At 55.7% G+C, this 20,616-nt stretch carries 19 protein-coding genes; 16 read left to right on the top strand and 3 right to left on the bottom strand.

Annotated elements, in window-relative coordinates:
- The first annotated feature begins 67 nt into the window (after nt 1–67).
- The 13 genes from AC2D8V_RS00095 to AC2D8V_RS00035 all read left to right on the top strand — a co-directional run bounded on the left by AC2D8V_RS00095 (nt 68) and on the right by AC2D8V_RS00035 (nt 14,175).
- Nucleotides 68–664: a Rieske 2Fe-2S domain-containing protein gene (locus tag AC2D8V_RS00095; protein ID WP_484731470.1), complete on the top strand. Its 597-nt coding sequence runs from the start codon at nt 68–70 to the stop codon at nt 662–664.
- Nucleotides 661–1,497: an aromatic ring-hydroxylating dioxygenase subunit alpha gene (locus tag AC2D8V_RS00090; protein ID WP_484731469.1), complete on the top strand. Its 837-nt coding sequence runs from the start codon at nt 661–663 to the stop codon at nt 1,495–1,497. Before AC2D8V_RS00095 ends, AC2D8V_RS00090 begins: the two co-directional genes overlap by 4 nt.
- The gene (locus tag AC2D8V_RS00085; protein ID WP_484731468.1) at nt 1,494–2,111 is read left to right on the top strand and encodes a glutathione S-transferase family protein; all 618 of its coding nucleotides are present in this window, start codon (nt 1,494–1,496) and stop codon (nt 2,109–2,111) included. Before AC2D8V_RS00090 ends, AC2D8V_RS00085 begins: the two co-directional genes overlap by 4 nt.
- Nucleotides 2,108–3,493: an amidohydrolase gene (locus tag AC2D8V_RS00080; RefSeq protein WP_484731467.1), complete on the top strand. Its 1,386-nt coding sequence runs from the start codon at nt 2,108–2,110 to the stop codon at nt 3,491–3,493. Before AC2D8V_RS00085 ends, AC2D8V_RS00080 begins: the two co-directional genes overlap by 4 nt.
- Entirely contained in the window at nt 3,494–4,588 is a 1,095-nt protein-coding gene (locus AC2D8V_RS00075) for a BMP family ABC transporter substrate-binding protein (protein ID WP_484731466.1), read from the top strand. It abuts the gene before it with no gap.
- A complete protein-coding gene (locus tag AC2D8V_RS00070; RefSeq protein ID WP_484731465.1) occupies nt 4,585–6,084 on the top strand; it encodes an ABC transporter ATP-binding protein in 1,500 nt (499 codons plus the stop codon). Before AC2D8V_RS00075 ends, AC2D8V_RS00070 begins: the two co-directional genes overlap by 4 nt.
- Nucleotides 6,081–7,151 carry an ABC transporter permease gene (locus AC2D8V_RS00065; RefSeq protein ID WP_484731464.1) on the top strand — a complete coding sequence of 357 codons (1,071 nt, stop codon included), beginning with the start codon at nt 6,081–6,083 and terminating at the stop codon, nt 7,149–7,151. The genes AC2D8V_RS00070 and AC2D8V_RS00065 overlap by 4 nt, the downstream gene beginning before the upstream one ends.
- On the top strand, nt 7,148–8,023 hold the full coding sequence (locus AC2D8V_RS00060) for an ABC transporter permease (protein ID WP_484731463.1): 876 nt from the start codon (nt 7,148–7,150) through the stop codon (nt 8,021–8,023). The genes AC2D8V_RS00065 and AC2D8V_RS00060 overlap by 4 nt, the downstream gene beginning before the upstream one ends.
- 130 nt (nt 8,024–8,153) lie before the next feature.
- The gene (locus AC2D8V_RS00055) at nt 8,154–9,014 is read left to right on the top strand and encodes an FkbM family methyltransferase (protein ID WP_484731462.1); all 861 of its coding nucleotides are present in this window, start codon (nt 8,154–8,156) and stop codon (nt 9,012–9,014) included.
- 82 nt (nt 9,015–9,096) lie between these two features.
- Entirely contained in the window at nt 9,097–9,957 is an 861-nt protein-coding gene (locus AC2D8V_RS00050) for a class I SAM-dependent methyltransferase (RefSeq protein ID WP_484731461.1), read from the top strand.
- Entirely contained in the window at nt 9,954–10,730 is a 777-nt protein-coding gene (locus AC2D8V_RS00045) for a sulfotransferase family protein (protein ID WP_484731460.1), read from the top strand. The genes AC2D8V_RS00050 and AC2D8V_RS00045 overlap by 4 nt, the downstream gene beginning before the upstream one ends.
- Before the next feature lie 99 nt (nt 10,731–10,829).
- Nucleotides 10,830–11,696: an HAD family hydrolase gene (locus AC2D8V_RS00040; RefSeq protein WP_484731459.1), complete on the top strand. Its 867-nt coding sequence runs from the start codon at nt 10,830–10,832 to the stop codon at nt 11,694–11,696.
- Nucleotides 11,697–11,712: 16 nt separating this feature from the next.
- Entirely contained in the window at nt 11,713–14,175 is a 2,463-nt protein-coding gene (locus tag AC2D8V_RS00035; RefSeq protein ID WP_484731458.1) for a glycosyltransferase, read from the top strand.
- Here AC2D8V_RS00035 and AC2D8V_RS00030 read toward each other — a convergent pair whose 3' ends face one another.
- Both AC2D8V_RS00030 and AC2D8V_RS00025 read right to left on the bottom strand, forming a co-directional pair.
- Complete coding sequence (locus AC2D8V_RS00030) at nt 14,176–15,078, bottom strand: rhamnan synthesis F family protein (RefSeq protein ID WP_484731457.1); 903 nt, start codon at nt 15,076–15,078, stop codon at nt 14,176–14,178.
- A 271-nt stretch (nt 15,079–15,349) separates the two neighbouring features.
- Nucleotides 15,350–16,111, bottom strand: a complete 762-nt coding sequence (locus AC2D8V_RS00025; protein WP_484731456.1) for an ABC transporter permease — start codon at nt 16,109–16,111, stop codon at nt 15,350–15,352.
- Between the two features lie 193 nt (nt 16,112–16,304).
- Between AC2D8V_RS00025 and AC2D8V_RS00020 the strand changes: the two genes are divergently transcribed.
- The 3 genes from AC2D8V_RS00020 to AC2D8V_RS00010 are packed head-to-tail and all read left to right on the top strand — an operon-like array spanning nt 16,305 to nt 19,080.
- Nucleotides 16,305–17,477, top strand: a complete 1,173-nt coding sequence (locus AC2D8V_RS00020) for a KpsE/RkpR family capsule polysaccharide export protein (protein WP_484731455.1) — start codon at nt 16,305–16,307, stop codon at nt 17,475–17,477.
- Between the two features lie 7 nt (nt 17,478–17,484).
- Nucleotides 17,485–18,141: an ABC transporter ATP-binding protein gene (locus AC2D8V_RS00015; protein WP_484731454.1), complete on the top strand. Its 657-nt coding sequence runs from the start codon at nt 17,485–17,487 to the stop codon at nt 18,139–18,141.
- Nucleotides 18,142–18,177: 36 nt separating this feature from the next.
- A complete protein-coding gene (locus AC2D8V_RS00010) occupies nt 18,178–19,080 on the top strand; it encodes a glycosyltransferase (RefSeq protein WP_484731453.1) in 903 nt (300 codons plus the stop codon).
- A gap of 5 nt (nt 19,081–19,085) precedes the next feature.
- On the opposite strand, the gene AC2D8V_RS00005 is transcribed toward AC2D8V_RS00010, so the two are convergent.
- A partial coding sequence (locus AC2D8V_RS00005) for a calcium-binding protein (RefSeq protein WP_484731452.1) occupies nt 19,086–20,616 on the bottom strand: 1,531 nt, incomplete at its 5' end.

Raw genomic sequence — 20,616 nt, 5'->3', positions numbered from 1 at the left:
GATTTGAAGCATTCCTGCTAGGCTGGGTCCGACGCACTCATCATGCGTTTGGGGCTTGGGGATGTCGATGAACTGGATCGCTGTTGCGCTGAGCATGGATGTTCCGCGAAAACTGGTCATGCCGGCACGTGTACATGATGTCGATTTAGCAATCTGGAGAGACAGCTCCGGCAGATGTCACGCTTGGGTTGATCGGTGCCCCCATCGCGGGATGCGCCTGTCGCGCGGATTTGTTCGCGGCAACAGTTTGGCCTGCATCTACCACGGCTGGCAGTATGATGACGCAGGCATCTGCTCCCACATCCCGGCGCACCCGTCCATGACACCACCAAAAAGCATCTGTGCGCAAACCTACCACTGTCTTGAAAGTGGTGGAGTAATCTGGGCCGCGATCAAAGATCCGGGCGATACCATGCCGCCCGACACAGACGCATTTCAGCCGCTGCGCTCAGTGCCAGTGTCGTGTTCTGCTGCGCATGTTGAGCGACAACTCAGTGTGGGCGACGCACCTTTGGGCATCAAAGATGCGCTCGTCATCGCCATCCAACCCCAAGATGACAGCGCCTGCATGATGCATGTACTGACGGACCCGGCCGAAGATCGCAAAGCCATGTCCATTGCCACCGAAACGCTGCGCAACTCTCTTGAAAGGTCGGTAGCATGACGGCTGATAATAAAAACCACTGGTACCCGGTCGCAATGATCTCTGGCATCGACGCACCACGCGACACGTTGCTTTTGGGGGGCGACATTTCGCTGGGCAAAAAGAACGGCGCATGCTGGGTACGCGATGAAAACGGCAAGAGCCTGCCCGTTGTCGAGCGATTTGGCCATCTTTGGACCAGTCCGGGCCAGCCCAACCGCGACCTATTTACCATTCCAGAGGCTGATACGCCGGACCGCCAGCTGGTTGATGTCGGGTCCGTCAAGGTAAAGTGCTCTCCCCTGCGGGCAGTTGAAAACTTTCTGGACATCGCGCACTTCCCGTTCGTGCACACGGATATTCTAGGCGCAGAGCCACATACCGAAGTTGACCGCTACGACGTGCAGATCCGCGAAGATGTCGATGAGGTCTGGGCAACCAAGGTCAAATTCTATCAGCCTCAGGCCGCAAAGTCCGCCGAAGGCGGCATCACGACCGAATACATGTACCGTGTACCCGCACCGACGTGTTCCGTTCTGTACAAGACGTGCCCGCCTCGTCCGGGAGAATGGGATATCATCACTCTGTTCGTTCAGCCCCTCACCGAAGAGTGGTGCGAGGTTTGGCCGTGGATGGCGCTTTATGATGACGTATCCACAATGTCAGAGATGGTCAGCTTCCAGCAGCTTATCTTTATGCAGGACAGATCCATTCTGGAAAACCAGATCCCGCGCAAGCTCCCGCTTGATCCGGGTATGGAGGTGCCTACGCAAGCGGACATGACATCCGTCGCGTATCGGCGGTGGCTCAAAAAGATCGGATACACCTACGGTGCGCAATTGGTGGCTGCATGATTTTATATGACTATGTGCTCAGCGCCAGTTGCTACAAGGTACGCCTGATGGCGGCGCTGCTCGGCGTCCCGCTGGAAACGCAAGCGGTGAACTTCCACCCTGAACGCGCGCACAAAAATCCGGAAATGCTCGCCCTGAACCCTGCTGGTACGCTGCCCGTTCTTGTGGACGGGCAAACTGTCCTGAGCGAGACTGCAGACATTCTCAAACACCTTACAGCCAAGCACGACGTCTGGCGCAGCGAAAACGATGATCCGTGGCTCGCGTTTGCGGACACTCTGAACAGCAGCCTCGGTATCGCGCGATTGCATGACGTCATCGGCTACGAGGCAGACATTCAGGCGGTACGTTCCCAAGGCATCCAAGCGCTGCGCCAGCTAGAGGCGCACCTGACAGATCAGCGATTTGACGGAAACAGCTTTCTGACCGGTGCAAGGCCGACAATCGCAGACATCGCCTGTTTCCCGAATACGGCACTCGCACCCGACGGCGGTGTAAGTATCGATTTCTACCCGTCCATCCGGCTGTGGCTACGATCAATCCGGTCGCTTCCCGGCTTTATTGAAATGCCCGGCATTCACCGGATGCACGAGTTAGCGGAGGCCGAGACGTGACCGCACTCATCGTCAAGAATTGCGAGGCCATCATCACCTCAGCGCACGCGCCCGTGCTCAGGGGGCAGGATATTCTCTGCGACGGGGGTGCGATTACCGATATCGGCCCTGATCTGGCGGCACCCGCCGGTGCACAGATTATCGATGGGCGCGGGTTGTTCCTGTATCCGGGGTTGATCAATACACATCACCATTTCTTTCAGTGCTTTGTCCGTAACAGGGCCGAGTTGGACTGGACGCGGTATTCCGTCATCGAATGGCTGGACAGAATTTACCCGATTTTCTCGCGCCTGACCGAAGACTGCTTTTACCATAGCTCGGTTGTTGCGATGGCTGAGTTGATCAAGCATGGATGCACCACAGCCTTTGATCACCAGTATTGCTTTCCACAACACGCAGGCAGCCGCATCATCGACAGGCAGTTCGAAGCGGCGGAGCTCATGGGCATCCGTTTTCATGCCGGACGCGGCGGAAACACACTGCCAAAGTCAGAGGGAAGTACGATCCCTGACGAAATGCTGGAAACGACTGATGCGTTTATCAGTGACTGCGAACGTGTAATTGATGCCTTTCATGACCCTGCACCCCTGTCGATGAAACAGGTTGCGGTCGCGCCATGCCAGCCGGTGAATTGTTATCGCGAAACATTCGAGCAGTCCGTTGCACTGGCGCGAGACAAGGGTGTGATCCTGCATAGCCACGTCGGCGAAGGAGAAAGCCCGGTAATAGAACAGGTGCATGGCATGCGCACTGTCGCCTATTGTGAAGAGATCGGTTTTGCCGGGCCAGACGTTTTTTATGCGCACTGCTGGGAGTTAACCCATGACGAAATCATGCGCCTTGCGGCTTCAGGCACAGGCGTGTCGCATTGCCCAGAACCGGTGTACCTCGTCGGCGCCGAAGTAACGGATATCCCTGCCATGGTTGCCTCTGGCGTCCGTGTTGGTCTGGGGGCTGACGGCGCGGCGTCAAACGATAATTCAAACCTGATGCACTGTATCCATTCGGCCTACATGCTTCAGTGTCTCGCGGCGTCGCGCCGCGACCATCAAGTCCCTGTACCTGCTGAATTTCTTGCTCAGGCAACCGAAGGTGGCGCATCACTTTTGGGTCGTGATGATCTGGGGACACTAAAGCCTGGCATGGCGGCAGATTTCTTTGCCATTGATACCCGAAAACTTGATTACGTAGGGACGCGACATGATCCCGTCAGCCTGATCCCAAAGGTCGGCATAGGTGCGCCTGTAGACCTGACCGTAATCAACGGGAAAGTCGTCTGGCGCGACGGCGCTTTTCCAAATCTCGACGAGGCTGCGCTTTTTGCAGCCGCAGAAGAGACCCTTCACACCATTTTACCAGAAACACAAACCGGGAGTTTATAAATGCCTCATAGTTTCAAACGCCGCAGTTTCCTCAAAGGCTCGTTGGCGGCGAGCACAGCAATGGCTTTGCCGATGCGCGCTGTCGCTGCCGATACAATCAAAATGGGCGTGGTTCTGCCATCACCCGAAGCCGACGTGGGCTGGTCTCACACACTGATGGACGGTGTCCGTTCCGTGAAAGAGGCTTATGGCGACCGTCTCGAAGTGACCGTATTGGAAAACATCGCCGAAGGCCCTGATGCGGACCGCATTGCAAACGGGCTGGTCGCGGATGGAAACGAAGTGCTGCTGCTAGGTTCATTCGGATACCAGAACGGTGGTATCCAGATCGCAAAGCGTCGTCGTGATGTTTCGATCATTCACGCTTCAGGCTTTATGGTAGAGCCAAATTTCGCGCCATTCACCGCCAAATACTGGCAAGGGACCTACCTGATGGGCATGGCAGCAGCATCGCTGACAAAGTCCAAGAAACTCGGTTGCGTCGGCGCGTTCGCTATTCCCGAACTGATCACGTCGATCAATGCCTTCATGCTTGGCGCGCAGGCGGTTGATCCTGAAATCACCATGAGCGTCGTTTGGGTGAACAGCTGGTTTGACCCGGCATCCGAGCAAGAAGCAGCGCGCGCCCTGATCAGCCAGGATGTCGATGTTATCTTCTCCAACGCGCAAGACACCCCATCAGTCATCGCGGTGGCTGAAGAAGAAGGTGTGTACGCCTACAACCTCAATTCTTCGATGAAGAAATACGCGCCCACCAAATACCTTGGCGTCGTTGGTACCGATTGGGGGCCACACTTCACAAGATTGGTGCAAGCGCATGAAGCAGGCGACTTCCCCGGTGCAAACTACTGGCTGGGTATGGAAGACGACATCGTCTTTACCGCTGACTGGAACCCGGACATCCCCGAAGAAACCCTGAATATGATCAAGGCGCGAGAAATCGAAATCCTTGAAGGCAAGTTCACCGTTTTCGAAGGACCATTGACCGATCAGACCGGAACAGAGCGTGTCGCTGGCGGTGTGTCGATGACCGATGGCGAAATCATCGGCATGGATTGGCACGTGGCCGGTGTGACCACGCCTTTGCCTTCATGACAACACAAGACCTTCTCACCTTGTCGGGCGTGTCAAAGCGTTACGGGAAGGTGCAGGCCAACAGTGCGATCGACCTGAGCGTAAAGCCCGGGTCGATCCACGCCATTCTTGGCGAAAACGGCGCCGGCAAATCGACCCTGATGAAACTGATTTACGGTGTTGAAAGACCCGACGAAGGCGAAATGCGCTGGAACGGCGAACTTATCGATCTGTCCAAACCTGCTGAAGCTCAAGCGTTGGGTATCGGTATGGTTTTCCAGCATTTTTCGCTTTTTGAGACACTCAGCGTCGTTCAGAACGTTTCGCTTATGATACCCGGAAAGCCACAGGCGCTGGCCCGCGACATCAAAAAACTCGGGGCTCAGTTTGGTCTCAACGTTGACCCTGACGCAATGGTGCACACGCTGTCCGTTGGCGAACGGCAGAGGGTCGAGATCATCCGCTGCCTGCTGTTGGAACCAAAGCTGCTTATCCTTGATGAGCCGACGTCTGTACTGCCACCACAGAACGTACAAATGCTTTTCGATACGCTGCGACGTTTGCAGGCAGACGGCATGGCGATCATGTTCATTTCTCACAAACTCGACGAGATCCGCGAGCTATGTGACGAGGCCACAATTCTGCGCGGCGGTGTTGTGACAGGGCGTGTGGACCCGCGCGACCATGATGCGCGCGCATTGGCACAGATGATGATCGGACGCGAGATGCCGAGGGTTACGCGCGATACACACGGCACAGCAGGCGAAATCAGGTTGAAACTGAACAAGCTGAGCCACCCCCGAACAACCCGTTTTGGCACGAGCCTTGAAGGTATTGATCTGGATGTCCGCGCGGGCCAGATCGTCGGCATAGCAGGTATCTCGGGCAACGGACAACAAGAGCTTGCGGCACTCGTTTCCGGCGAGGTGACTTCAGCCTCTGCGGGCATGGTGGAAATAATGGGCAAACACGTTGGCCGCGCCGGGCCGCTGCAGCGACGCGCACTTGGGTTTTCCTTTGTCCCCGAAGAACGTTTGGGACGCGGCTCTGTGCCAGAGATGACCTTGGCAGACAACAGCTTGCTGACTGCTCACCGGCGGCGGATGCTTAACCGCGGATTTATCCGCCGTCGTATCGAAAAAGCCTTTACGCGAGACTGTATCGACACCTTTGATGTGCGCACCCCTGGGCCAGAAGTCGAAGCGGGCGCGCTTTCGGGAGGTAATTTGCAAAAATTTATTATCGGGCGCGAGATCATGCTCGAACCAGATGTGATGCTGGTGTCGCAACCGACCTGGGGTGTCGATGTCGGCGCTGCATCCGCGATCCGGAAAAAGCTTTTGGACATGCGCGAAGCAGGTGCGGCGATACTTGTCATTTCCGAAGAGCTCGAAGAACTCTTCGAGATTTGCGATGTTTTACATGTCCTGCACCACGGTCGTTTGAGCCGCGCGCTTAACGCAGCGCAGACGACAACGGATGAAGTCGGCAGCTATATGATCGGAGGCGCACCATGAGGGTGCTGCTTGTGCGGCGGGACAGCGCCTCGCGACTGGCTATGATTGGTGCGCCCTTAGGCGCGCTTGTGCTGACTTGTCTGGCGAGCCTTGTGCTCTTTGCGGCATTGGGCAAACCGGCGGGCACAGCGCTTCACGCGCTTTTGCTCAAGCCGTTTCTAAGCTGGTACAGCTTCAGCGAAGTCTTGTTGAAAATGGCGCCTTTGCTACTGATCGCACAGGGTCTGGCGATTGGATTCCGGGCAAATATCTTCAACATCGGTGCCGAGGGGCAATTCATCGTTGGCGCAGCCTGCGCATCAGCACTTCCTGTATACTTTCCGGACGGCAATTTCCCGATGATGCTGCCCGCGATGATCCTGTTCGGCGCGATTGGTGGGATGGCCTATGCTCTGATTGCCGCGGCCCTGCGCACGCGCTATGGCGCATCGGAAATTCTGGTGACCTTGATGCTCAGTCTGATTGCTGTGCAGATACTGAATTACCTTCTGCTTGGGCCTTGGAAAGATCCGCGCGGGTTCAATTTTCCGCAGACAGTAATGTTTCCCAGCAACGCGTTATTGCCCATCCTATTTGAAAACACGCGCACGAACCTGTCATTAATTTTTGCGCTGGTCGCAAGCCTCATCGCGTATTTGATGATGCAGCACCATTTTCGCGGATACCAACTGCGCACTGCCGGGCTGGCGCCAAAGGCGGCGCTTTATGCTGGGTTCAATACATCCCGCATGGTTTGGTTGAGCCTTGGCTTGGGCGGGCTTGCCGCCGGTATCGCGGGTGCCAGCGAAGTTGCAGGGCCTTTGGGACAGCTTCAACGCTCTGTCGCGTCTGGATACGGATACGCGGCGATTATCGTGGCATATGTCGGCAGACTCAATCCAATCGGGATCATTGCTTCAAGCTTTCTGATCTCGGTTCTCTATATTGGCGGCGACAGCGCGACTGTATCCGCCGGGCTGCCCGTTGCCGCAGTCGAGGTTTTTCAAGGGATGCTGCTGGTATTTTACCTGCTGACCTTCACGCTGATCCGCTACCGGATCGTATTTGAGCGAAGGGTGGCGACATGAGCGCGTTGGAATTTCTGCTGGCAGGCACACTGGCTGCGGCCCTGCCCATGCTGCTGGCGGCTCTGGGGGAAATGGTCGTCGAAAAGACCGGACTTCTGAACCTTGGACTAGAGGGCATGATGGCTCTTGGCGCCGCAATTGCATTTATTAGTGTCTATCATACGGGCACTCACAGCTTGGGTTTTCTGACCGCCGCACTGGTCAGTGCTGCTCTTGCTATGGTCTTTGCTGGTTTGGTTGTCGGGGTCGGTGCCAATGAGGTTGCAGCCGGTCTTGCCATTGGTGTTTTGGGTCTGGGCATGTCAGCGCTATTCGGCAAAAGCTATGAGAGCCTTACGATATCCGGCCTGCCAAAGCTGGAAATACCGCTGCTATCAGACATACCGCTCGTCGGACCCTCACTATTCACCCAAGACGTGGTCGTCTGGATATCTATTCTCGGCACCTTCGGTCTGTGGTTCGTGCTCAATCACACCAAACTTGGGCTGGTGATTGCTGCTGTGGGCGAAAATCCGGAAGCCGCCCGCGCCATTGGATATCCGGTACAAAAAATCCGTATGGCCGCCGTCGCTTTCGGCGGTGCGATGTGTGGTCTTGCTGGCGCATATGCCTCCACGGTTTACACTCCGCTTTGGGCGGACGGGATGATCGCCGGTCGTGGATGGATCGCCCTTGCCCTTGTGGTCTTTGGAACGTGGCAAACCGGGAGGGTGGCATTTGGCGCCCTGCTATTTGGTGTGTTGTCACTAGGAGAGCTAACCGCACAGGCATTGGGTGTCGCTTTGCCGTCACAGCTTCTTTCCAGTCTGCCGTACATCGTAACGATCCTGATGCTCGTCGTGATCTCGAGCAGAAAGGCACGTCTGGGCTGATGTTCGCCAAACAAGCGGCAAAACCGAGTTGCCCTCGCCTGAGCGCATGTTTACCGTGTTTCCGCGCATAAGCCTAGGTGATCCCGTGCGCGCACCAAAGCAACAAAGCACCTGAACAAGAAAGAAAATAATGGCAGACAGAGAAGACAAAACGCTGTTTCAGCAGCCGTGGTTCTCTGGCACCGTTTTCGCAGGCGTACAAGCAGCGCTTCAAGGCCGCCCGCAGGCCGAAGAAAACCACGAACGGTTTTTGCTTAACGCCCTTTTCTTGCATCTGCTTGATGTAGAGCGCGCAAACCCCGATGCGGCACATGTACCGGCAGCGTCGTTTTTCGCCTTCTGCCAGCGCAATATTCACGAGAGTCACGCGCAAATTCTACAAGACCTCTGGGTGCTATACATGACTGGGGAAAAGCGCGAGGGCTTTTTCGTAGAGTTCGGTGCCTGCGATGGCAAAAGTCTTAGCAACACTCTTCTGTTGGAACAGGCCTATGGCTGGACAGGTATTCTGGCCGAGCCGAACCCGTTCTGGCATGACGCGCTCGTCGAAAACCGAAATTGCTCGATTTCACAAATGTGTGTCGCCCCGACCAGCGGACAAGAAGTCGAATTCATCCACGTAGCGGACATGCCTGAACTGTCGCGCATGGCGGCGCATGTTCCGGACGATGTCCATGAGCGCGAAGGCGCGCGAGACAATCAGCCCATGGTCACAGTACCTACTGTCTCGCTGCAGGATCTGTTAGACACTCATGGCGCGCCCGAAGAAATTGATTACCTCTCGGTGGATACGGAAGGTTCTGAGCTTGCGATCCTCGAAGCCTTTGACTTCTCGCGCTATCGCTTTCGGCTGATCACTGTCGAGCACGCCGGTGAAACGCATAAACGTGAGGCCATTCGCACCCTCCTTGAAGCGCAAGGATATAATAACTGGATGCCACAACTGACCCGCTGGGAGGACTGGTACACCGGACCGGGGTTTGGCACATGAAGACTTTTGCCGTTGCATCATACCGGGTGCCTCGCTACGGACATCGGCAGGACAGTTACGCGCCTATTCGACAGGAAGAACCATGACAGAAGCATCAGCAAAATCAGGGTTTGTCGCCCAGATCGCAGAGGAACAGAAACGCGGTGAAGGTCGTCGCAAACTGCTCGCGGAAGCTGTAACTTCGTGCCAAGCGCTCACGTCGAATGACCTGCCCCCGGTGCCCTACATCAACATCATCGGCAGCGATACGCACGATCATTTCAAAACCGCGATGATTACATCATTTCGTGAGTTTGTTGACCGCTTCAGCCTGAATCCGGACAGTGTGGTACTCGATATAGGCTGTGGGTGCGGTCGGCTGGCCATACCTTTCTCAAAATTCCTGACGACAGGACGCTTTCACGGTGTCGATGTGTGGAAAGATGGAATTGATTGGTGCAACGATAATATCGCGTCGGCGCATCCCGGTTTTGCTTTCACTCACCTTGAAGCACGCAACAACTACTATTTCGAAGATTTCGATCCAACCGTCGAAAACGATTTCCAGCTGGAGGCTGTCGATGACGCCTCGCTCGATTTTGCCTATGCGATATCCGTGTTTACGCATCTGTCTGCAAACGACAGCTTGGCATACCTCATGGAGCTGTCACGCACGCTCAAACCTGACGGGGCCGCGTTTCTCACAACGTTCATCATTGATGATTTCTTTTTTGCATATCGGGCACGTACGGGGCGCCACCGCGCGGTAAAGGAATTTTCGGAAGGTTGCTATCATGCGTATCAGGGGCAGGATTTCTTTGCCGGATTTACGCGCCGCCTCTGGACCCAAATGTGCGCGCAAGCAGGCCTTAGGATCATTTCGTACGAGTTGGGGAAATGGGCCGAGAAACCCGGCGCGAGCGGGTATCAGGATGTATTCGTGGTAATGAAAGAAAAGCCATGACGTCTCCAGCTTCGGCGGCTCACAGCTATCCGCACTTTCTTGTTGTGGGGGTGATGAAGTGCGGCACATCCACTGTGCACGAACATATTTGTACGCACCCGCGCGTCGTTCGCGCTTTCACAAAGGAACTTCACTACTTCACGCGCGACTTTGCCGGACGTGTGCCTCTTGGCAGCTGGAGTAAGGAATACCACGAACTGCTCGGCTGGCAGGGTGATCCGAATGACGGCATGATGTATGGCGAGGCCTCGCCCAGCTATATTGTGGTGCCGCAGCGTCTTTATGATTTCAATCCCGACGTCAAGATTATCATCATGCTGCGCGACCCGGTGACCCGGGCCCTGTCGCAAATCCGCCAATACGAAGAAAAATCCTTCCGCCTGAAAGAAGGCGGTTATCTGGCGCATATGAAGTCTGCAGCAGACCTGTCAAAGGTCGATGTGGTTCTGGACAGCATCTATTTTAATCGGGTTCAAAAGTTTCTCGACGTGTTCCCCCCTGAAAACGTAGCTGTCGTTTCTTTCGAAGAGATGGCATCTGATCCGCAAGCCGTAATGAACGAGGTGTTCGCGTTTCTAAATCTGGACCCCGTTGCCATCGAAACAGGTTATGTAGGTGCTGCCACCCGAAAAGAACGCTCACCGGAACAACAAGAAATAAAATCTATTCTGACCGACTATTTCTTCGAAAATCGGGGAAAGCTGCATCAACTATTGAAAACACGCAATGCGCGGCTGATCCCTTCGGCTTCTGACTGGTTTGACAAGTATTGATAGCGTGTAAAAAGTTCGCATCGTTCTACGCAGGGGCGGTTCCATCGTACCTCTGCATCTACTATCGTTTTTGAACACACACACGGGGCTGCCGTTAAGATGACCGCGCTGGAAACACTCACAAAGCCATTGGATGCCCTGGAAGTCGATGTCGCACGCGCCTCGGACCGTGCCAAGCTATATGCGGAGCCTGATTTCCAAGAAAAGCTTGCCGATCGCATCGATGGAATGCTCAAGGGGCGCAAAGTCCTGTCGCTGGATGTTTTTGATACTCTGATCTTACGTGACAATACCGCCGAAGTGGCCCGCTTTTTCGAAGTTGCCGGAAAAATGGCAGAACTCGCGAGCGCCGAGACGGGCCGCAAAGTCACACAGATCGACGCCTTTCTCGCGCGGCAGATGGGAACGCAGGCGACCTATCGCGCCTCGACGCGCAAAAAAGGATGCCGTGAAGGCAGCTTTTCGGAAATTCATGCAACTGCAGCCCGTCTGCTTACCGGAAAAGACGATCTTTGCGCCGACTTCATAGATACCGAATTGCAAAATGAAACGCACCGCATCGTGCCAAACCCGTTTTTCAGTAGCTATATTGAAGAGGCGCGCGCGCGCGGCGTCACTGTCTTGCTGCTGTCGGACATGTATATGCACGCCTCCCATATCGAAGACCTGCTGTCTCGCCTGGGCATTGACCCTGATGCGTATGACGCGCTGTTATCCAGCGCAGACACCAAAGTCTCAAAGGCGTCTGGCGGCATCTTTTCTGTCGTTGAGCAGGAGCTTCGCGTAAAGGCAAACGACGTTGTTCATATTGGCGATAGTCGGACCGGCGATGTCTTGCGGCCCATCCAGCACGGATGGTCTGCGCTGCACCTGCCAATCAGCGATCGGGACATTGCGCTCCGTAAACAAGCCGAAAAAGAGTTTGCCGTGATGCTGGCATCAGATTTTAATCTCTCACTGGACTAAGGCACTGCGCCAAAAAATGACAAAGCACAGCGATATGTTGGCCCCCGGCGAAGCCACTGCAGAACAGGACCTGCGACGCAAGATCGGGTATTCCCTCCTCGGGCCTGTGGTGCACCGCTGGTTGATGGCATTGGACCAGTACGTTTCGTATTTCGATGATGGCGATACGCGGTTTTTGTATTGCTCGCGCGCAGGCGGGCGCATCGCAGCGCTTTACGACATCTATCTTGAAGGTCAAGGGCGCACACGCGGGGCGTCGCACCAGATGTTCTGGGTCTCGCGCATGGCACTGTGCAAGGGTACATTTGACCAAAACCCGACCCGTGCCAGTCAGGTCATCGCATCGGAATACTACCACCAGACCGTCCGTCATGCAGTTGCAGGTTTGATGCGAAATGCTGATCAGGACGAGCTTGATCGTTTGTTGTCTGGTGCCGACCTTAAGGCGCCCGGTTACGATTTTGGCACTTGGATCGACTCTGGCAGCCCTGCGGCAAAGACCACCCGCACGTATCTCAAGGCATCGAGCACAGCATTTGACAGCTATCTGCAGGAATGCATGGACGGGGCTGATCGCGCGGTATTGATTGACAGCGGCTGGCAGGGCACTTCGCAAAGCCTGCTGACGCGCGCGTACAGCGATATCACGTGGAAGGGTCTCTACATCGGGCGTATTCTGACCTCACACCACGATACGCATATCGTTGATCAGGTGATCGGTTTGCTGTTTCAGGGCGAAAGCTATGACCCAGAAATTCCCGAGACTGCCATCACCGCCCACAGGCATCTTTTTGAAACTCTGTTAGAGTCCAATGGCCCTTCTATTGAGGAAATTGTCGGCGGCCCCCGGTCCGACATTGCCAAGACCCAAATCGAACAAAACCAGCGCGACACCCCATCGAAGAGCAACGACGAGTTGTTCCTCTTCGTGCGCGACTACCTCACGGCTCACGCTGACAGCAGTTTTGCGGAAATCTTGGCCCGGCACCAAAAGGCCATGCCTGCGCTTGCACGCATTCTGGTCCAGCCCACGCAAAGCGAAGCCAAGGCCATCTTGTGCAAGCCGCGTTCTGCTGATTTTGGACGCGACATCGTGGTACCCGTTCTCAATTCAACGGAGGAAGACACGGCAGAGACCGCTGATTTGGATGCGGACCAAAGGGTACAGCAGGCGCTTTGGACGCAAGGACAAATCGCTCTGGAATATGAAGGCGAACTGGCCCGCGAGCTGCAGAACCGCGTCACCGGTCTGACTGGCGATCATGACTATTTTGATCCTCACGGCGCTGATCCGGCCAGTACAGAGACTGATTTGGCAAAAGTCTCGGTGATTACGAGGACCAAGAACCGGCCACTTCTGCTCAAACGTGCTGCTCTCAGCGTTGCGGCACAAACCTATCCCGAACTGGAATGGATTGTCGTGAACGACGGCGGGGATGAAGCAGTCGTGCGCGATGTCATCGAGAATTGTGCGGTTGAACGAAGCAAGATCCAATTGGTGTCGCACCCGAAAAGCCTAGGTATGGAGGCCGCCTCGAATGCAGGCATTGAAAGGGCCAGCGGCGATTATGTGCTTATCCATGACGACGACGACAGTCTGCATCCTGATTTCTTGAAACGCACCGTGCGGTATTTGGAATCAGGCGCGGGCGACCGCTATGGCGGGGTTGTCACTCATAGCGACTACGTCTCGGAGGAGATCAGCGGTGATGCTGTAATCGAACACGGGCGCCAACCGTTCATGAACTGGGTGCAGAACGTGCAAATCTCCGAGATGCTCGCTCAGAACCTGTTTCCGCCCATTGCCTTTGTGTTCCGGCGATCGGTCTATAATGACATCGGCGGGTATAACGAAGACTTGCCGGTACTTGGCGACTGGTTCTTCAATCTCGAGTTTCTGATGCGGGCAGACATCAAGGTCATCCCAGAGCCATTGGCCTACTACCACCATCGGGACCGTGGAGATTCGTCCAAAAGCGGCGTATATTCGAACTCCGTGATCGGGGGACAATCCAAGCATGAAGAATTCGCGTCCGTGGCGCGCAACATGTTCATGCGCAAATATGACGGCAGCACCATCGCTGGTGGGGCAATTCAGGCCTATTTCGCAAGCGATGTGCGCAACAGATTAAACCCATTGGCAGGTGCCAGGCCCTCTGACGGGGGAAGTCATTTGTGGGACGAAATTGACAGATTGTGGGTGGTTGCTCATCTGGCCCGCGTAAATACTGTCTGGCGGCTGATCCGCGGCGCGGGGTTAAGTCGGGGCGATGTCAACAGATCCATGGATGAACTGCGTCGGATCATCATTCGGACACGCGCCAATATCCCGGTGCAACCAGGCTTTGACGAGGCCGCTTACCTGCGAAGCAATGTCGATGTGGGCGGTGTCGTGAACGCGGGCAAACAAATGTCTGGCTATCGCCATTACCTGCTGCATGGTAGGCCAGAAGGGAGGCGGCGACCCTTAGCACAATAACTACTTCACACCAACGTAGAATTTTGTCCGGTCTGATCCCCGCAACGACTTGGCATCACCGCGTTTGCGCAACAGGTGCAAGTATTCGGCGCGTTCCGCGGCATCTGGTAAAACTTCGGCAAGCCAGTGCTCTATCTGCCAGAAGTCAAATCTTTGTCGATAAACAATGTCTTTCTTGAAGATCGGGCAACCGAGATAGCGGGCAAAGAAGTAGGCCCCGGAGTGGATTGGTGATGTTTGATTGATGATATCGCAGATGTGCTGCGCCGCATCTTGGGGCGTCAATAGTCGTCTGGCGAGGTCCTCTCGTCTGGCCAAGGCTTCGGAACTGGTCGGCATTGGCAAGTAAGGACCGGCGCTAGCGAAAGCGGGCCCACTCTTTTGCAAGGCGTCTCGAAGAGAAGCAATTGAATAGATGACGCGACTGCTTTGGGCCGCTGCCAATACAGTGTGGGAAAGCGCGCGCTCGCCTGCTTCGATTGCATATACGCGGTTATTGACCGGCAAATAGCGCTGCCAAAACTCTTGAAACGGTGCAGAGCGCAACACACGATTTGAAACACTCAGCGCAAACGACTGCAAATGATGCCCTTCGCCCCAGTTTTCAAACGCGGCTACGGCATCTTCTGGACCTAGCAGGTTTACGAAAAAGTCACTTAATCCCCGGTGCGAATAATAGACACTATTATTGAGAAAAATGAGCCTATCGGGGTTAAGGCCCTTAGCTGTTATCCACTGCAGCGCATCGCGGTAAGCCCCCATGTCAAAGCCCTGATTGCCGCGTTCAATCATGGAATGGCACATTGGCGCAAACGCCTTGGTTTGTGCTGAACTCAGTTTGTGGTTGCTGACCAGCAGCACATGAACTGATGCACTGGAAAGAGCGTTCAGCGCATTCGTCACATCGGCAGGGACCTTTCCGTCGGGCCCGTAAAATACGAATATGGCAAACGGCCCGTCCGATGCCTCAAGACGTTGTGTGACGGATTGAATATCGCTTTCGTACCCGACCAATTTGCGCTTTTGCCGAGACACATCCCATTTTACATGGACAAGGTTGCCATAGGCACGGATTGCAAAGCTGGCACCAACCTTTCCTATCTTCTTGAGGGTTTCGAGCATTACACCGCCAACATGCGCGTCACGTCGAACAACGGTTGCATGCATCCACTGGTCATCGGTTCAGTATCTCGCGGCTGTAGCGTAACAGAAAGACGAGCCCGAAAGTAAAGCAAATCGCTGAAAACCCGTAGACGTAGCTGTGCGAAATATAGGCACCTTCATAGCTTGGATAAAACCCGCGCCGCACCTCGCCAATCACATGGACAAGTGGGTTGTAGGTAAGGATGGTCTGGTATGGTTCTGGCAGGCTTTCCGGAATAAAAAAGATACAAGAGATGATGAACATGGGGCGGTTCAGAATGGCCCATACCCGCAGCCACGTCATAGAGGCCGAGACGAGATAACAGTTGAGCATACCGATCCCGAGGCCAACTGCTGCTGTCATGGAAAGACCAGAGACGATCGCAGACATGTTGATGATCGGGTTTAGATCAAACATTCGAACGATGCCCACGAAAACTATCGCGCATACCATCAGCTGCGTCATCAGATTGAGCGTAAAGCGCGCGATGACCGCATCGAGAAATGTCACCTTGGGGTAGAAAAGCAGTTGCCGTGAAAAACTGATCGACTGCGAGACCTTTGTCACAAGGTCTGTGTACATCATAAACGGCAAAAGCCCGGTGGCGTAGAACAGTGGGAAGTTGGATCCAAGCGGTGGATTATGAAAGGCCAGCGAAAATACGAAAGCAAGCAGCGCCGTGCCGGCGACAGGCTCTAGCACGGCCCAAGCATAACCTCCCGGAGACCGTCCGTAAGTTGTCGACATCTCGCGCAGGATCAGCGCGGATACGCTTCGAAACAGCTGCCGCACGGCACCCCTGACAGAGCCTTGCTGAAACCGCGTATCGATCGTGCCTCTCCTGCGAATGTGATTTACCCGCGCGTTTGTCGCTTGGATTACCTCTTTTATACAACATCATATGCTCGTAGGGTTTGCACAACACTGAAAATGACCCGATTTCGGGCAACCCAACTCGCGGGACGACGACAGGCAGACGCGCAGCATGGCTCATCAACCCGACACGACGCAATCCGCACCACGCCCGGTGACAATGGCACCAGCAGCACCCGCCAGAACCCGCAGGCGGCACATCGGCATCGTCAGCAGTTTTGTTCTCATGGTAATCGTGCCGCTTTGTCTGGTGGCTGGATATTTGTATCTGGTTGCTGCCGATCAGTTTGCTTCACGTGTCGGGTTCTCGGTTCGCAGTGAAGAAGTCTCTTCAGCCAGTGAATTGCTGGGCGGCCTGACCGCTTTGTCTTCTGGGGCCTCAAAAGACGCGGACGTTCTTTTCGAATTTATCGGTAGCCAGAACATCATCGAACAAGTGAACGCAAAATTGGATTTGTACAAGATTTACAGCAGGCCCGATTTTGATCCTGTTTTTGCCTTTGACCCCAGCGGAACAATCGAGGATCTCGTCAAATACTGGGAGCGTATGGTCAAGATCGACTACGATTCAGGCACAGGACTTATCGAGATACGTGCCAATGCGTTCACCGCGACAGAAGCCCAGTTGATTGCGGCAGCAGTCTACGAGGCAAGCTCCGGTACAATCAACCGGCTGTCGGCTGTCGCCAGAGATGACATCACCCGCTATGCTAAGGAAGAGTTGAACAATTCGCTGGATCTGCTGAAGTCGGCCCGCCAGACCATGGCGCAGTTTCGAAACGAGACGCAGATCGTAGACCCCAACGCCGACGTTGAGGGCCAGATGGGTCTTTTGACCAGTCTGCAGACACAGCTTTCCGAAGCACTGATTGAGTCTGATTTGCTACAAGATCTGTCCAGCGCCAACGATCCGCGCATCACCGAAGTAAATCGAAAGATCGCTGTGATCGAGCGCCGCATTGAAGAGGAACGCAAGAAATTTGGCCTCTCGACAGGGGGGAGCGATCAATCAGCCTTCTCCGATTTGCTGACACGCTACGAAGAGATTTCGATCGATCTGGAATTTGCGCAAGAAAGCTATTTGCTGGCAAGGGCCGCGTACAATACGGCGCTGGCGCAATCGCGCAGGCAGAGCCGTTATCTCGCGGCATACATAGAACCAACGCTGGCCGAACGCGCCGAATACCCAAAACGCGCGACGATAACGGCCCTGTCCGCGCTGTTCCTTTTTCTGACGTGGTCGATTGTTGTGTTGATCTACTACAGCCTGAAAGACCGCAAATAGGCGCGCCGTGATACGTTTCGAAAACCTCACGAAGGTCTACCACCTCAATGGGCATAGCACCGTTGTGGCAGATAACATATCGCTCACCGTGCCCAGCAAAACGAGCGTTGCCTTGCTGGGACGAAACGGCGCGGGCAAGTCCAGTCTGTTGCGCATGATATCCGGTACCATGGACCCAACCGAAGGGCGCGTGGTCTCCACTGGAACCGTATCTTGGCCCGTCGGCTTTGCGGGCAACTTCCATCCGGACCTGTCTGGCGCACAAAACACTCGGTTCATTGCGCGAGTCTACGGTGTCGATACAGATGAATTGATCCACTACGTCAAAGATTTTTCTGAATTGGGTGATCACTTTGATCTGCCCTTCAGCAGTTACTCTTCAGGAATGCGATCCCGACTTGCCTTTGGTGTGTCGATGGGAATCGATTTTGACACCTACCTTGTCGACGAAGTGACCTCGGTGGGGGATGCCGCATTCCGGCAGAAAAGCTCAGCCGTCTTTCGCGACCGGATGTCGACGCGTGGCGCCATTGTCGTGTCGCACTCGTTGAACGTTCTGAGAAACCTGTGCACCGCTGGTATGGTGCTGGAAAACGGTAAGCTGCACCAGTTCGACGATCTGGAAGAGGCCATTGCCCTGCATAACCGCAATATGGGGCAATAAGTGCAAGTCGCCGATCATCCGCGTATATGCGTCGTCATGGCCACCTACAACGGCGCGGCTTTTCTCGGTGATCAACTTGAAAGCTTGAAACGCCAAACAGTGGCGCCTGCGTGGGTTGTCATTAGTGATGACGGGTCTTCGGACGCATCCTTAGAGATCATCAAGACGTTTTTCGCAAACTGGGCAGAGTGCAAACTGCTGCTGGTAAACGGGCCATGCCAAGGGTATGCGGCGAATTTTTTCAATGCGATATCGTATGTTCCCGATGCTGCACGTTTCATCGCGCTCAGCGATCAGGACGATATATGGTTCGATGATAAGTTGGAGCGTGCCTTGATGCGTTTGTCTCAAGAAGCGCAAGACAGACCCGTTGTCTATGGTGCCGCCAGCATTCTGTGCGATCCAGAGATGGTGCCAATCGGCCCCTCGCGCATCACAACCGTGCCACCGTCCCTGAGGCACGCATTGGTGCAGAATTATGCTGGTGGGAACACGATGGTGCTGAATTCCTATGCCACTCGGTTGCTACGTGATCTTGCACCGAGGATAAGCGGCGTGGAAGTCCATGACTGGTGGATATACCAGCTTGTCACGGCAGCGGGTGGCGATGCGGTGTATGACCGGAACCCTTGCCTGTATTACCGACAACATGCACAAAATTTGATTGGCTCAAACTTGGGCTTTCGGGCGAGCACAAGCCGCTTTCGCGCAATGTTGCGAGGGACATACAAGCGGTGGACAACGCAGAACATGCAAGGGCTGCTTTCGGTTAAAGATCACCTGACGGCCGAGGCGATAGCTCTAGTGCGCATGTTACTGGAGATGCGCGAGCAATGCTGGGGTGCACGCCTTGGAACCTTGCGGCGGCTTGGGCTGTACCGGCAAGGGCTAAAGGGTACGATCGGCCTTTGGCTATCAGTCCTGCTCAACCGCTTTTGAAGATCTCAAAAGACGAAGTCGGCGGCGTCGAGGTCAGAGATTGAAGTGTTTTGCAGGCGCAGGGTGTCGCTGCCGGCGGTGAGGATGACGTCGGCGCCATCGGTGCTCAGGTGGTCGGCTTCAAAGTTTGCGTAGGTGGTGAAGCTGACCGCCGAGAGGCTGCTCAGCACCAGTTGCTCCATCGCGTCGCCGGCGTCAAAGTCGCTGAGCGTGTCGTTGCCGAACCCGTCTTGAAACACAAAGCGGTCGGCGCTGTCGCTGCCACCGGTGAGCAGGTCATCGCCCGCTCCGCCGAGGATCAGGTCAAACCCGCTGCCACCTGAAAGCGTGTCCGCCCCGGCACCGCCGTTCAGGATATCTTCGCCCGCGCCGCCTTGCAGATGATCGGCACCGTCGCGGCCCACCAGCGTGTCTGCGCCTGTGGCACCTTCCAGCACGTTGCCCGTGCCGTCACCGTAAAGCGCATCGTCGAATGCCGAGCCGGTCAGGTTCTCGATACTGGCATAGACATCCCCCGCGGCAGACCCTGTATTCGTGCCCGCCGCGCTGAGATCCGCGCGCACGCCCGCAGATGCGGTCGCATAGCTCGCCGTGTCGCTGCCCTCGCCGCCAGAAAGCGTATCCGCCCCCGCGCCGCCTTCGAGCGTGTCAAACCCGTTGCCGCCCAGCAGCGCATCATCGCCGTCCAGCCCGCGCAGCAGGTCGGCACCGCCCACGCCTTGCAGAACATTCGCCTGCGTATTGCCCGTGATGCTGTCGGCAAAGAACGAGCCGTAGACGTTCTCGATGCTGTCATAGCTGTCGCCCGCAGCCTCACCGGTGTTGTTCGCGGCCGTTTCAAGGTCGATCACCAACCCGCTGTCCGACTGGCTGTATTGTGCCCGGTCCGTGCCCGCGCCACCGATCAGGTGATCCGCGCCCAGCCCGCCCAGCAGGATGTCGTCCTGATCGCCGCCATCCAGCGTGTCATTGCCCGCCCCTGCGATCACGTAATCCGTGCCGCCGCGCGTCTCGATCAGGTCGGCACCGCCCAGACCCAGCACGTAGTTGAACCCGTCGTCACCGCGCAGCGTGTCCGCAAATTGAGAGCCGAAGAGGTTCTCGATGCTGTCAAAGGTATCGCCCGCCGCCTCGCCCTGGTTGCTGGCTGCGTTTACAAGGTCGACCAGCACACCGCTGGCGGCAAGATTGTACTGCACCCAGTCGCCAAAAGCGCCGTGATCGCCGCCGCGCAGATCGTCCGCACCCAAGCCTCCGTTGAGAAAGTCGTCGCCGCTGCCACCCAAGAGCGTGTCATTGCCACCACGGCCCATCAGCAGGTCGTCGCCTTCGCGCGTGTCGAGCACATTGGCCGTGTCATCGCCGTAGAAAAAGTCGCGCTGCGCTCCGCCGAGAAGGTTCTCGATGCGCACAAGAATATCGCCTGCCGCCTCACCCGTGTTCGTGCCGCCGTAAAGCATGTCCACTCGGATATCCTGCGCAGAAGACCCGTAAACAGCCCAGTCAGACCCGCTTCCGCCGTTCATGACGTCAGCG

The sequence above is a fragment of the Roseobacter sp. YIN89 genome (genome assembly GCF_057219365.1).
The sequence above is the reverse complement of the archived record's forward strand: the minus strand, read 5'-3'. Positions and strand labels throughout refer to the sequence as shown.

Bases quoted from the DNA above. Each gene is read 5' to 3' on its own strand.
- AC2D8V_RS00035 (WP_484731458.1), top strand. From the start codon at position 11,713: ATGACAAAGCACAGCGATATGTTGGCCCCCGGCGAAGCCACTGCAGAA.
- AC2D8V_RS00060 (WP_484731463.1), top strand. From the start codon at position 7,148: ATGAGCGCGTTGGAATTTCTGCTGGCAGGCACACTGGCTGCGGCCCTG.
- AC2D8V_RS00050 (WP_484731461.1), top strand. From the start codon at position 9,097: ATGACAGAAGCATCAGCAAAATCAGGGTTTGTCGCCCAGATCGCAGAG.
- AC2D8V_RS00040 (WP_484731459.1), top strand. From the start codon at position 10,830: ATGACCGCGCTGGAAACACTCACAAAGCCATTGGATGCCCTGGAAGTC.
- AC2D8V_RS00020 (WP_484731455.1), top strand. From the start codon at position 16,305: ATGGCTCATCAACCCGACACGACGCAATCCGCACCACGCCCGGTGACA.
- AC2D8V_RS00085 (WP_484731468.1), top strand. From the start codon at position 1,494: ATGATTTTATATGACTATGTGCTCAGCGCCAGTTGCTACAAGGTACGC.
- AC2D8V_RS00090 (WP_484731469.1), top strand. From the start codon at position 661: ATGACGGCTGATAATAAAAACCACTGGTACCCGGTCGCAATGATCTCT.
- AC2D8V_RS00065 (WP_484731464.1), top strand. From the start codon at position 6,081: ATGAGGGTGCTGCTTGTGCGGCGGGACAGCGCCTCGCGACTGGCTATG.
- AC2D8V_RS00095 (WP_484731470.1), top strand. From the start codon at position 68: ATGAACTGGATCGCTGTTGCGCTGAGCATGGATGTTCCGCGAAAACTG.
- AC2D8V_RS00055 (WP_484731462.1), top strand. From the start codon at position 8,154: ATGGCAGACAGAGAAGACAAAACGCTGTTTCAGCAGCCGTGGTTCTCT.
- AC2D8V_RS00075 (WP_484731466.1), top strand. From the start codon at position 3,494: ATGCCTCATAGTTTCAAACGCCGCAGTTTCCTCAAAGGCTCGTTGGCG.
- AC2D8V_RS00045 (WP_484731460.1), top strand. From the start codon at position 9,954: ATGACGTCTCCAGCTTCGGCGGCTCACAGCTATCCGCACTTTCTTGTT.
- AC2D8V_RS00070 (WP_484731465.1), top strand. From the start codon at position 4,585: ATGACAACACAAGACCTTCTCACCTTGTCGGGCGTGTCAAAGCGTTAC.
- AC2D8V_RS00010 (WP_484731453.1), top strand. From the start codon at position 18,178: ATGGCCACCTACAACGGCGCGGCTTTTCTCGGTGATCAACTTGAAAGC.